Here is a 13699-nt window from a genome sequence, read left to right as displayed (position 1 = left end):
TAAAGGAAATCCGTTTTTTTATTTTCTCCTTCTTATAAAATTTCTTTGATTCCATCTTATAATTAATTTTAACAAGGTGTCATCAGCCCTCAGGAAGGACTAGCTGACAGTTTGAATCGTATAGGTAAGGCGGGGATGAAATGGCAACGTTATCTGATGTAGCAAAGAAAGCAAATGTATCGAAAATGACGGTATCGCGGGTGATCAATCATCCTGAGACTGTGACGGATGAATTGAAAAAGCTTGTTCATTCCGCAATGAAGGAGCTCAATTATATACCGAACTATGCAGCAAGAGCGCTCGTTCAAAACAGAACACAGGTCGTCAAGCTGCTCATACTGGAAGAAATGGATACGACTGAACCTTATTATATGAACCTGTTAACGGGAATCAGCCGCGAGCTGGACCGTCACCATTATGCTTTGCAGCTTGTCACAAGGAAATCTCTCAATATCGGCCAGTGTGACGGCATTATAGCGACGGGATTGAGAAAAGCCGATTTTGAAGGGCTGATTAAAGTATTTGAAAAGCCTGTCGTTGTATTTGGCCAAAATGAAATGGGCTATGATTTTATTGATGTTAACAATGAAAAAGGTACCTATATGGCAACACGCCACGTCATTGGGCTGGGCGTCCGCAATGTCGTCTTTTTTGGAATCGATTTGGATGAACCCTTTGAACGGTCAAGGGAAAAAGGCTACCTTCAGGCGATGGAAGGCAGTCTGAAAAAAGCGGCGATTTTCCGGATGGAAAACAGTTCGAAAAAAAGTGAAGCACGCGCACTGGAAGTGCTGGCATCCCTTGATGCACCGGCAGCCGTGGTTTGCGCTTCCGACCGCATCGCGCTCGGGGTCATCCGTGCGGCGCAATTGCTCGGCAAAAAAATTCCGGAAGATGTCGCGGTTACCGGCTATGACGGGGTGTTTCTCGACCGGATCGCTTCGCCTCGCCTGACGACGATCAGACAGCCTGTTGTTGAAATGGGAGAGGCTTGCGCCAGAATCCTGCTGAAAAAAATCAATGAAGACGGAGCGTCGCAAGGCAATCAATTTTTTGAGCCGGAACTTATTGTCCGGGAATCGACTTTGTAAGGGTCTCATTCTGTTACCGGTAACAAGCTGAAAATGATTGTTCCTGTTATGCCGTCATGATAATTTCAGAATAAAAGCCGGTTTATCACAGCCGGACAACCAAAAAGGGGGAAACATGATGGAATATGCAGCGATTCATCATCAGCCTTTCAGCTCTGATGCCTATTCTTACGATGGAAGGACATTGCACATCAAAATCCGTACAAAAAAGAATGATGCCGAACACGTCTGCTTGATTTGGGGAGATCCTTACGAACACACCGGCGGCACATGGAAAGCGAACGAGCTTGCGATGGCGAAAATTGCCGCGACAAGCACGCATGATTACTGGTTTGCCGAAGTGGCGCCTCCATTCAGGCGTCTGCAATACGGGTTTATCCTTACAGGCGCTGATGGTCAAGACACTTTTTACGGAAGCAGTGGTGCCTGTCCGTTTGCCGGAAAAGCGGCAGATATGGCCAAGTACTGTTTTAAATTTCCGTTTGTTCATGAGGCAGATACGTTTAATGCACCTGACTGGGTCAAATCAACCGTCTGGTATCAAATTTTTCCGGAGCGCTTTGCCAGCGGCCGAGAGGATTTGTCTCCGGAAAACGCTTTGCCATGGGGAAGCAAGGACCCCGAGGTGGACGATTTTTTCGGAGGGGATTTGCAGGGGATCATAAACAAACTGGACTATCTGGAAGACTTGGGGGTAGGCGGCATTTATTTGACGCCGATCTTTGCCGCGCCTTCCAACCATAAATACGATACATTGGACTATTGCTCGATCGATCCGCATTTTGGCGATGAGGAACTCTTTCGCACGCTGGTCAGCCGGCTTCACGAGCGGGGAATGAAGATCATGCTTGACGCTGTTTTTAATCACATCGGCAGCGCTTCGCGAGAGTGGCAGGATGTCGTCAAAAACGGTGAAAAGTCCCGTTATAAAGACTGGTTTCATGTTCATTCTTTTCCTGTTAAAGAAGGCGGCTACGATACATTTGCGTTTACGCCCGAGATGCCGAAGCTCAATACCGCCAACCCGGAAGTTCAGGCTTATTTACTTGATATCGCGCTGTACTGGATACGCGAATTTGATATCGACGGCTGGCGTTTGGATGTGGCAAATGAAGTCGATCATGCGTTTTGGAAGAAGTTCCGTCAAGCCGTTACTGCAGAAAAGCCCGACATTTTTATATTGGGCGAAATCTGGCATCAGGCTGATCCGTGGCTTAGAGGAGACGAATTTCATTCGGTTATGAACTACCCGTTCACAGAACCGATGATTGACTATTTTGCAGACGGATCGATTTCAGCTTCGCAAATGGCGAGCCGCATCAATTCGCATCTCATGAGCGGGATGAAGCAGGTCAATGAGGTGATGTTTAATTTGCTGGACAGCCATGACACGAAGCGGATTTTGACAAGATGCGGAGGAGATGAGAAAAAAGTACGCTCTCTTTTGGCATTTATGTTTGCTCAGACAGGCTCGCCGTGCATTTATTACGGAACCGAAATCGGGCTGGACGGCGGGGATGACCCATTGTGCCGGAAGTGCATGGTTTGGGAAGAAGAGAAACAGAATCAAGAGATGCTCACATTTATGAAACGGCTGATCGCTTTGCGAAAACAAGAAAATGATGTATTGACATATGGAACGCTCGAGTGGAGGCTGGTTGACGACGAAAACGATTTTGTCAGTTTTTCCCGAACGGATGAAGAAAAAGAGCTGATCTACTTCTTCCACCAGGGCAGCGAGGTGCGCCGTGTCAGATTGCGGGATTTGAAGATTGCAAGCGACAAAAGAATATATGATGCGTGGTCGGAAGAAGCGCTCCATCATGATGATGCGGTCGACATACAGCCAGGCGGGTTTTTCATTTTGGGGGCGGTTTAAATTCTGTTACCGGTAACAGAATTTAAACTATTGTAACCGCTTTCTATCGAGGATTACAATTGTCTCAGATTCTAAGATAGAAGGGGGAAAAAAGATGCAACATTTAAAAAAAGGATTTTTAGCGATGCTGGCGACAGTTCTGCTGTTCGGTCTTGCCGCCTGTTCAAGTTCAAAGGAAACGGGGGGCAACGGCGGGAAAAAAGTGCTGACCGTGTCTGTAGAAGAGGTCTATAAACCTTACGTTGAAAGCATAAAGGAAGGTTTTGAAAAAGAGAATGATGTGACAGTCAAAATTGTTGAAAAGCCAATGTTCGATCAGCTTGAAGCGCTTCCTCTTGACGGCCCGGCAGGCAATGCGCCCGATGTCATGCTTGCGGCATACGACCGTATCGGCGGCTTAGGACAGCAAGGGCATTTGCTGGAAGTCAAACCGTCTGAGACTAAAAGCTTCGGCGACAAAGAAATGCAGCAAGTAACAGTTGACGGAAAAGTCTACGGAATCCCGCTTGTTATTGAAACTCTCGTACTCTATTACAATAAAGACCTGTTAAAAGCGCCGCCAAAAACCTTTAACGAGCTTGAGGATTTAACAAAAGACAAGAGGTTCGCTTTTTCTTCGGAAAAAGGAAAATCGACCGCTTTTCTCGCAAAGTGGACGGACTTTTACATGTCATACGGTTTAATGGCGGGATACGGGGGATATGTATTCGGAGCTGACGGCACGGATTCCGGAGACATCGGTCTGAACAACAAGGGGGCCGTGGAAGCGGTGGAATACGCCGAGAAATGGTTCAGTGAATATTGGCCGAAAGGCATGCAGGACAATACGAGCGCTGACGATTTTATCCAGCAGACCTTTATGGACGGAAAAGCAGCTGCTGTTATCGGAGGTCCATGGTCGGCTTCCAATTATAAAGAAGCCGGTTTGAACTACGGTGCCGCGAAAATCCCGACATTGCCAAACGGAAAAGAATATGCCCCGTTTGCAGGCGGAAAAGGCTGGGTCGCCTCTAAATATACGAAAGAGGCAGAGCTTGCTGAAAAGTGGCTGCAATATGCCGCAAATGACGAAAATGCTTACCGTTTTTATGAAGATACGAACGAAGTTCCGGCCAACCTCGCCGCACGAAAAAAAGCAGGGGAGCAAAAAAGCGAGCTGACGTCGGCGGTCATCACACAATACGAAACGGCGACTCCGACTCCGAACATTCCGGAGATGGCCGAGGTGTGGACAGGTGCAGAAAGCCTGATATTTGACGCGGCAGCAGGGAAAAAATCGGCACAGCAATCAGCGGATGATGCCGTCCGTGTAATTAAAGAAAACATTAAAGAAAAGTATGTGAAATAAAACGGCGGTTTTAGCGTCCGGAAGAATAGAGGGCGAAAAAAATGAACAAAGACCAAACACTTGCAAAACGGAGCCGGAAGGCAGCGCTGTTATCGATTATTCCCGGTGCTGGCCAGATTGCAAACCGGCAGTTTTCAAAGGGGATCCTTTTTCTTGTCATCACAGGCTTGTTTATTTGTGAGTTAGCGGTTTTCGGTTATCAGGCGCTGATCGGCCTCGCGACGCTGGGGACTGTCCCGGGAGAAGATCATTCGCTGTTTCTGTTGATAGAGGGCACGCTGCAATTGATATTGACGCTCGTTTTTCTGATGTTTTACATCTTTAATCTGTATGATGCCCGGAAGACCGCCGCGATGAAAGCGGCGGGTTTGAAAATCAGCGAGACGGCCGGGGACATGATCAGAAATGCAGGTGACAAAGGGTTTCCGTATTTATTTACGCTGCCGGCATACCTCATGATGGTGTTTGTAATTATTTTTCCGGTGCTGGTGACTCTGTTTATCGCGTTTACAAACTACGATTTTTATCATATTCCGCCTAACAGTCTCATCGACTGGGTCGGCTTTAAAAATTTCATGAATATCTTTTTCCTTGGCTCATATCGGCAAACATTCGCCGATGTACTGGGCTGGACGATCATCTGGACGATCTGTGCGACAACGCTGCAAATTGTTCTCGGCATCGTGACAGCGTTGGTCGTCAATCAAAACTTTATTAAAGGCAAGCGGATGTTCCGGATCATCTTTCTGCTTCCGTGGGCCGTTCCGGCATTTATTACGATTATGAGCTTTGCCAACATTTTTAATGACTCGGCGGGCGCGATGAACGTCCAAGTGATCCCGCTTTTGAACCAGCTCCCGTTCGTCGATATCCCGGCTGTCGCATGGAAGACCGATCCGTTCTGGACAAAGACGGCTTTGATTATGATTCAGACGTGGCTCGGTTTTCCATACATTTATGTCATGGTGACAGGGGTGCTTCAGGCGATTCCCGGAGAGCTTTATGAAGCGGCAAAAATTGACGGCGCGACATTTATTCAGCGCTTTAAACACATTACGCTGCCGATGATTTTATTTGCGACCGCACCGGTGATGATTACCCAGTATACGTTTAATTTCAATAACTTCTCGATCATCTATTTATTTAATGAGGGCGGTCCGGGGAGTGCGGGGGCCGGGGCTGGGTCAACCGACATCTTAATATCCTGGATCTATAAGCTGACGACGGGAACGTCGCCGCAGTATTCCGTGGCGGCTGCTGTCACACTGCTCATTTCTTTCATTGTCATCGGGGTTTCCCTGATTGCTTTTAAGAAATCGAATGCCTTTGGCAATGAGGAGGTCATGTAGATGAGAGGGATTTTCAAAAATACGCGGTTCACCGGGATGCTGAACAAGGTTTTGACCTATATATTTTTGACGTTTTTAAGCATCGTGATTATTTATCCGCTTTTGATCACGGCATCATCCGCATTTCGGGTCGGGAATGTAGCGGCTTTTACACTCGATTTTTCGGGCCAATGGACATTGGACCACTTTAAGCGGCTGTTTGAAGAGACGCTTTACCTCAACTGGTACGGGAATACGCTTGTGATCGCGCTGTCTGTCATGGTGTTCCAGGTGACGATTGTGACGCTTGCCGGCTATACGTACAGCCGCTACCGGTTTGCGGGCCGAAAAAAGAGTCTCATTTTCTTTTTGATCATTCAAATGGTGCCGACGATGGCGGCGCTGACCGCTTTTTACGTCCTGGCCATGCTGATCGGAGCTTTGGACCAATATTGGTTTTTAACTGCAATCTATATCGGCGGCGGAATTCCGATGAACACATGGCTGATGAAGGGCTACTTTGATACAGTGCCTAGAGAAATCGATGAAGCGGCGCGGATTGACGGAGCGGGGCACCTGCGGATCTTTGCTTCGGTCGTTCTGCCGCTTGTGAAACCGATGCTTGCTGTCCAGGCGCTGTGGGCGTTTATGGGGCCGTTCGGCGACTATCTGCTGGCGAAATTTCTGCTTCGCTCGCCGGAAAGCCTGACCATCGCCGTCGGTTTGCAGACATTCATCTCCAATCCGCAGCAGCAAAAAGTCGCGCTGTTTGCAGCGGGCGCGATTCTTGCGGCTCTGCCGATTTGCATCTTGTTCTTCTTTCTCCAAAAGAACTTTGTGTCCGGTTTGACATCCGGCGGAACGAAGGGATAAACCGATGAACGACATGAGACACGAAAAGCTGATCGTCCGCTTTCTTAAAGCAGCGGCATCACCGGCGGGCGTCATGCGCTGCAAACATACATTCAGCTGGCTCGAAATTTCTTTTCTGTTTATGTTTTTGACAGCTTGCTTAACGGCGCCCGTGTCGATTGCGTTGATGAAAATGGACCGCTTCAACGCCGGGAATTTGCTCCCAAACGTTGTTCATAAGGCTGACGCGGCATTCATCAAACAATTAAAAGGCTACCAATTGACAAACGGGAGATTGACAGGCACAGACGAGCTGTACCGTGTGGAGAAAGAGAAAACCTTGCTGGCGGTCGATTTGAAGCATGAATTGAAAACAAGCGGTGAGAACGGCCGGATAAAGGCGGAAGGCGGCTATCAAAACGCGCTCATCTTTCAGTCAGATCATCTGATCATCAGCGATCAAAGCGGAGCGGGGTTTTCTGTCCGCTATCCGGCAAAGGCCGGGCTGAATGATCTGGATGCCGATCATGTAGGGGATTTTATCGGTGCCATGTGGTTTGCCCAATATAAGCCGCTTATCATCATGCTGGCCTGTTCCGCGGTTTTCATCATTTCGCTTTTTGTAACGGCCGTTCTGACGGGAGGCATCTGGATCTCCAAAAAATCCAACATGACCGGGATAAGGTCGTTTAAGGAAGCGGCCGCAGCGGCGGTGTCCGGATCAGCGCTTCCGGCAGCGGCTGCAATGGCTTTTGGTATGATCCGCTTTGACTTCATCATGATGCTGCTCATCCATTCGTGCGGAAGCGCTTTGATGGTCTCTTTCATCTTCAGGCATATATTCAAAACCCGCCATCACAACGAAAATCTTCAGTCAGGAGGAAATCATGGTAAATCAGCGGCTATTTGAGATCGACCAGTGGAAAATCAAAACAAACCAATTTGAAAAAGAACATAAGCGGCTTCAGGAAAGTCTGACATCCTTGGCGAACGGCTATATGGGGATCAGGGGGAATTTTGAAGAAAGCTATTCAGGCGAAAGTCTCAAAGGCACATATATCGCAGGGGTTTGGTTCCCGGACAAAACGCGTGTCGGCTGGTGGAAAAACGGCTATCCCGAATATTTCGGGAAAGTGATCAATGCGATGAATTTCATCGGAATTGATGTATATGTAGACGACGAAAAAGTCGACCTCAATCAAAACGGCATCGAATCGTTTGAATTGGAGCTCAATATGAAGGAAGGCATCCTGCGGAGAAGCGCTGTCGTTCGCGTGAATCAAAAGGCTGTCAAAATTTCGTCGGAGCGCTTTCTTAGTCTTGATGTCCAGCAGCTGTGCGCGATTCATTATGAAGCGGAATGCCTGACCGATGAAGCTGTTATTACACTTGTCCCTTATCTTGATGGCCATGTCGCAAATGAGGATGCCAATTTCGAAGAGCGGTTTTGGCAGGAAGAAGCGAAAGGCGCCGAATCTCATCGCGGTCATCTTGTGACGAAAACGATTGAGAATCCGTTTGGAACGCCGCGTTTTACGGTGGCTGCATCAATGTGCAATGTGACAGAAGGATATGTCAGCGAGCATTTTCAAACGGATGCGATGTACGCGGAAAACCGCTTCTGTTACGAAGTGAAGCCGGGAACAAAGGCTTCTTTAAAAAAATTGATCATTGTCACAACGTCCCGGGACTTTGAAGAAGCAGAGCTTTTAGTAAAGGGCAGGGCGCTTTTGGCTGATGTTCTTCAGCAGGGATATGAAGAAGCGAAGCGGAGGCATACCGAACATTGGATGGAAAGGTGGGCAAAGGCTGACATTGAAATTAAAGGGGATGATGAGCTTCAGCAGGGCATCCGGTACAACCTCTTTCAGCTTTTCTCGACATACTACGGAACCGATTCGCGCTTAAACATCGGGCCGAAAGGATTCACGGGCGAGAAATACGGAGGAGCCGCCTACTGGGATACTGAGGCGTACGCCGTTCCTGTGTATTTGGCGACGGCCGAGCCGGAGGTGACAAAGAATCTGCTTTTATACCGATATCATCATTTGGAGGCAGCTAAACGGAATGCGGCCAAACTGGGGCTGAAGGGAGCCCTTTATCCGATGGTGACCTTCACAGGCGATGAATGCCACAATGAATGGGAGATCACCTTCGAAGAAATTCACCGCAATGGCGCAATCTGTTATGCGATCTACAATTATGTCAATTACACAGGCGACCGTGACTATATGAAAGAATACGGGATAGACGTTCTCGTCGAAATCAGCAGATTTTGGGCTGACCGTGTCCACTTCTCAAAACGTAACAACAAATATATGATCCACGGCGTTACAGGGCCGAATGAATATGAAAACAATGTCAACAACAACTGGTACACGAATTTGATTGCGTCGTGGACGCTTGAGTACACGCTCGAAAACCTCGCTGTCCTCCCGGAGGAAAAACGCCGCCGGCTTGATATACGGGAAGCCGAAATCGAGAGGTGGAAGGATATCATTGCGAAAATGTACTATCCATACAGTGAGGAATTAAATGTTTTTATTCAGCATGATACATTCCTAGATAAAGAGCTTCAGGCAGCGGATGAGCTTGAACCGGATGACCGCCCGCTCTATCAGAATTGGTCATGGGACAAAATTCTCCGCTCCAGTTTTATTAAGCAGGCGGATGTTCTGCAAGGCATTTATTTCTTTAATCATCGATTTACGACGGAAGAAAAACGGCGCAACTTTGAATTTTATGAACCGATGACGGTTCATGAATCGAGCCTTTCGCCGTCTGTCCATGCGGTGCTGGCGGCTGAACTCAAAATGGAAAAGAAAGCGCTTGAACTGTATAAGCGTACAGCGAGGCTTGATCTGGATAATTACAATCATGACACAGAGGAAGGGCTTCATATTACATCGATGACCGGAAGCTGGCTCGCGATCGTGCAAGGATTTGCCGGCATGCGAACCCAAGATGAGACGCTGTCGTTTGCTCCGTTTTTGCCGAAGGAATGGGACGGTTATTCGTTCAACATCAATTATCGGAACCGGCTAATCAATGTGCAGGTAGAGGAAAACAGCGTCGCCTTCAACCTTGTAAAAGGAGAACCGCTTTCCATGACAGTTTATGGAGAGCAAATCGCACTGAACGGACGGTATGAAAGGAGGATGCCCGATGAGCCAATGGTGGAAAGAGGCAGTCGTGTATCAAATTTACCCGCGGAGTTTTTATGATTCCAACGGAGACGGATTCGGTGATTTGCAGGGCGTGATTCAAAAGCTCGATTACATTAAAAGCCTCGGAGCCGATGTTATCTGGCTGTGTCCTGTGTTTGATTCCCCGCAAGATGACAACGGCTACGACATCAGCGACTACAGAAGCATATACGAAAAGTTCGGGACGAACGATGATATGTTTCAATTGATTGATGAAGTGCATAAACGCGGAATGAAAATCATCATGGATCTTGTCGTGAACCACACGTCTGATGAACATGCCTGGTTTGCCGAAAGCCGCAAGTCAAAGGACAATCCTTACCGTGATTATTATTTTTGGAAAGATCCAAAGGCGGACGGTTCAGAACCGAATAATTGGGGATCGATCTTTTCAGGATCGGCGTGGACATTCGATGAGCGGACAGGGCAGTATTATCTTCACTACTTTTCGAAAAAGCAGCCTGACTTAAACTGGGAGAATGAAGCGGTTCGCCGGGAAGTATACGATTTGATGACGTTTTGGATGGACAGAGGCGTGGACGGCTGGCGGATGGATGTGATCGGTTCCATTTCCAAATACGTCGACTTTCCCGATTATGAAACAGATAACAGCCGTCCTTATGTCGTCGGCCGCTATCATTCAAACGGCCCCCGTCTGCACGAATTTATACAAGAGATGAACCGGGAAGTGCTGTCCCGTTACGACTGCATGACGGTCGGCGAAGCAAACGGCTCAGATGTTGAAGAAGCGATAAAATACACGGATCCAAGCAGACATGAGCTGAACATGATTTTTACATTTGAACATATGGACATCGATACAAAACAACATTCGCCGAATGGGAAATGGCAGATGAAGCCGTTTGATCTGATCGCTTTAAAAAAGACGATGACGAGGTGGCAGGCCGCTTTAATGAATGTCGGCTGGAACACGCTCTATTTCGAAAATCATGATCAACCGAGGGTCATATCCCGCTGGGGCAATGACCGCGAACTGCGCAAACAATGCGCCAAAGCATTTGCAACGGTCTTGCACGGGATGAAGGGAACCCCGTTCATTTATCAGGGAGAAGAAATCGGCATGACAAACAGTGAAATGCCGCTCGAGATGTATGATGATCTCGAAATCAAAAACGCATACCGCGAACTTGTCCTCGAAAATCAAACGATGACAGAGGAAGACTTTCGAAAAGCCGTGGCGAAAAAAGGGCGGGATCACGCGAGAACGCCGATGCAATGGGATGACGGAAAACACGCAGGCTTCACAGATGGAGAGCCTTGGCTGGCGGTAAATCCCCGCTATCAAGAAATCAATGTGAAGGAATCGCTCTCAGATGAAGATTCGATTTTCTATTATTATCAGAAGCTCATCGGGCTGCGCAAACAACATAAAGTTATCGTACATGGAGATTACCAGCTGCTGCTTGAGGATGATCCGCAAATCTTTGCGTATATCCGTGAATACCGGGGCGAAAAGCTGTTAGTCGCCGTGAATTTGTCAGAAGAAAAGGCGCTGTTTCATGCTCCGCCGGAATTGCTTGAAGACAAGTGGGATGTGCTGTTATCCAATTACGCCCGCGATCGGCTTGATATAAGCGGCAACATGGACATGGAACCCTATGAAGCTTTTATGATGATCAGCCGGGCAAAGGGTTCGACATTATGAAAGCGGTCATTTTTGACTTGGACGGCGTGATCACGGATACGGCCGAGCATCATTATCTCGCTTGGAAACATACTGCCGAACAAATCGGCATTGAGATTGACCGGAGCTTTAATGAACGACTGAAAGGAATCGACAGAGAGCGGTCGCTTAACACGATTTTGATTCACGGCGGTGCGGCCGGAACGTATCGGGAGGCGGAGAAACAAGAGATCATGCGCCGGAAAAATCAATACTACCAACAGCTGATCCAAAACTTGACACCGCATGACCTGTTGCCGGGAATCGCCGGGCTATTTGCCGAATTGAAAAGGGAAAATGTAAGCATCGCGTTAGCTTCGTCAAGCCGAAACGCGCCCGCTATTTTGCAACGGCTCGGGCTCATGGACGAATTTCATGCTGTCGTTGACCCGGCTGCGCTTGCTCGCGGAAAGCCGGACCCCGAAATTTTTTTGACGGCCGCAGCGCTGCTCGGTGTGCCTCCGTCTCAGTGTGCAGCAATCGAAGACGCTGAAGCCGGGATCGCCGCGATCAAATCCGCAGGGATGTTTGCGGTGGGAGTCGGTGATGAGACATCGCTGAGCGGGGCTGATTTGATCGTGCCCGACACAAACGAGCTGACATTTGAGCTGCTGAAGGAAGGATGGCAGCGCTGTTGCTGCATAAGAGAAGACAAATGAATCGTAAAATGGCAGGCCGCCGCTGGCGGCCTTATTTGCAATCAGAGAGGTGAAGGCAAAATTAAGATCAAGGTGTTCGGGAGGCCGTTCGGATATGCTTTTCGAATCGAAACCATCAGGCGATTGAATACCGACCTGTTGCAAATTCTAACGCCTGCGCTTTTCATGAAAAACAGCCTAATCGATCCTTTTAAAAGGATGATTAGGCTGAATGTTTATTGAGGCATTTGCAATTTGACAAACTTCCGTTTGCCGACTTGGATAATCATACCGTGTTCGACCGCCACATCCGCATGAATCGATTCTGCTTTGATGCCGTTGATTTTAACGCCGCCGTTTTGGATCATTCGGCGGGCTTCGCTTTTGGAAGGGAGGAGTCCGAGCGTCACCAATAAATCGGTGACAGGCACCGTTCCGTCACCTTGCCAGTGTACAGACGTTATATTGTCCGGCGCGCTGTTTTGCTGAAAAACCTTTTTAAACTGCTGTTCGGCCGCTTCGGCCGCCTCGCTTCCATGATACATGTTGACGATGATTTTCCCGAGAAGCATTTTCGCATCTCGCGGATGAACGGCCCCCGTTTCCAAATCTTTGACAAGTCGTTTTTTATCTTCCGCCTCCAGGTTGGTCGCAAGATGGATATATTTTTTCATCAAACTGTCCGGAAGCGACATCGTTTTTCCGAACATTTCATGAGGGTCTTCATCAATGCCGATGTAATTGTTCTTTGATTTCGACATTTTTTCAACCCCGTCAAGTCCTTCGAGCAGCGGCATGAGAATGACGACCTGTTTTTCTTTTCCGTACTTTTCCTGAAAGTGTCTGCCCATGAGCACGTTAAAATGCTGATCCGTTCCGCCCAGTTCGATATCGCTGTCGAGAACGACCGAATCATATCCCTGCATCAACGGGTAAAAGAATTCATGAAGCGAAATCGGCTTTTGCATGGCAATTCTTTCTTCAAAATCATCGCGTTCCATTAAACGGGCGACGGTAATTTTGCCCGCGAGCGCAATGACGTCTTCCAAGGTTAATCGTTTCAGCCATTTTGAGTTGTAGTGTAGCTCGACTTTGTTCTGATCAAGCACTTTTCCAAACTGTTGAAAGTATGTTTCGGAATTGCGGCGGACTTCTTCGTCCGTCAGCTGTTTCCTTGCGGCGGATTTTCCTGTCGGATCGCCGATTTTTCCTGTGAAATCTCCGATCAGGAGCTGAACGATATGCCCGTTTTCCTGAAATTGGCGCAGCTTATTCAAGACGACAGTGTGGCCTAAATGAACGTCAGGCGCCGACGGATCGAGACCAAGCTTAATTTTCAGCGGTTCGCCGGTCAAAATCGATTTGGCCAGCTTTGCCCGCAGTTCTTCCGGGGGAATGACCTCCTCCGCTCCGTTCATATATAAGTGAAGCTGCCTTTCGACTTCCCGCTTCTCGGCAGTTGTCAGTTGATCAAATTGTTGTTGCTGCATGATAACTCCTCCTTTTTTGTATAAAAAAAGAGCCTCATCCCGATAAGGGACGTGGCTCAAATGCACGCGGTACCACCCTGGTTGAAGACCTCCGTCTTCCGCTCTATTTCAGATAACGGTTTCCCGTTCTTTGCTACTTGAAGGTTCACAAAGAAAGCTCAGGGAGGTAATTCGCGTCTGCCT

At 48.1% G+C, this 13699-nt stretch carries 10 protein-coding genes and 1 other annotated feature (1 of these 11 running past the window's edge); of the genes, 9 read left to right on the top strand and 1 reads right to left on the bottom strand.

Annotated elements, in window-relative coordinates:
- Positions 1-140: 140 nt before the first annotated feature.
- From M1E06_RS18240 to pgmB, 9 genes are all read left to right on the top strand, one after another.
- Positions 141-1091 (top strand): LacI family DNA-binding transcriptional regulator, encoded by a 951-nt coding sequence (locus M1E06_RS18240; protein ID WP_025810299.1) that lies wholly within the window; start codon positions 141-143, stop codon positions 1089-1091.
- Between the two features lie 115 nt (positions 1092-1206).
- Positions 1207-2970, top strand: a complete 1764-nt coding sequence (locus M1E06_RS18235; RefSeq protein WP_033155045.1) for a glycoside hydrolase family 13 protein — start codon at positions 1207-1209, stop codon at positions 2968-2970.
- 94 nt (positions 2971-3064) lie between these two features.
- On the top strand, positions 3065-4318 hold the full coding sequence (locus M1E06_RS18230) for an extracellular solute-binding protein (protein ID WP_026578955.1): 1254 nt from the start codon (positions 3065-3067) through the stop codon (positions 4316-4318).
- A gap of 41 nt (positions 4319-4359) precedes the next feature.
- Entirely contained in the window at positions 4360-5667 is a 1308-nt protein-coding gene (locus M1E06_RS18225; protein ID WP_020450401.1) for a carbohydrate ABC transporter permease, read from the top strand.
- Positions 5668-6519 carry a sugar ABC transporter permease gene (locus M1E06_RS18220; protein WP_023855564.1) on the top strand — a complete coding sequence of 284 codons (852 nt, stop codon included), beginning with the start codon at positions 5668-5670 and terminating at the stop codon, positions 6517-6519.
- Between the two features lie 4 nt (positions 6520-6523).
- Positions 6524-7408, top strand: a complete 885-nt coding sequence (locus M1E06_RS18215) for a DUF1189 domain-containing protein (protein WP_035337082.1) — start codon at positions 6524-6526, stop codon at positions 7406-7408.
- On the top strand, positions 7386-9722 hold the full coding sequence (locus tag M1E06_RS18210) for a glycoside hydrolase family 65 protein (protein ID WP_051303747.1): 2337 nt from the start codon (positions 7386-7388) through the stop codon (positions 9720-9722). Before M1E06_RS18215 ends, M1E06_RS18210 begins: the two co-directional genes overlap by 23 nt.
- Positions 9664-11370 carry a glycoside hydrolase family 13 protein gene (locus tag M1E06_RS18205; RefSeq protein ID WP_035337080.1) on the top strand — a complete coding sequence of 569 codons (1707 nt, stop codon included), beginning with the start codon at positions 9664-9666 and terminating at the stop codon, positions 11368-11370. The genes M1E06_RS18210 and M1E06_RS18205 overlap by 59 nt, the downstream gene beginning before the upstream one ends.
- A complete protein-coding gene (pgmB, locus tag M1E06_RS18200) occupies positions 11367-12047 on the top strand; it encodes a beta-phosphoglucomutase (RefSeq protein ID WP_020450406.1) in 681 nt (226 codons plus the stop codon). Before M1E06_RS18205 ends, pgmB begins: the two co-directional genes overlap by 4 nt.
- A gap of 215 nt (positions 12048-12262) precedes the next feature.
- Here pgmB and tyrS read toward each other — a convergent pair whose 3' ends face one another.
- Entirely contained in the window at positions 12263-13516 is a 1254-nt protein-coding gene (tyrS, locus tag M1E06_RS18195; RefSeq protein WP_035337078.1) for a tyrosine--tRNA ligase, read from the bottom strand.
- 42 nt (positions 13517-13558) lie between these two features.
- Positions 13559-13699 (bottom strand) — a binding site (T-box leader); it runs 77 nt beyond the window's last position.

It is taken from the genome of Bacillus sp. AK124 (assembly GCF_053903085.1).
The sequence above is the reverse complement of the archived record's forward strand: the minus strand, read 5'-3'. Positions and strand labels throughout refer to the sequence as shown.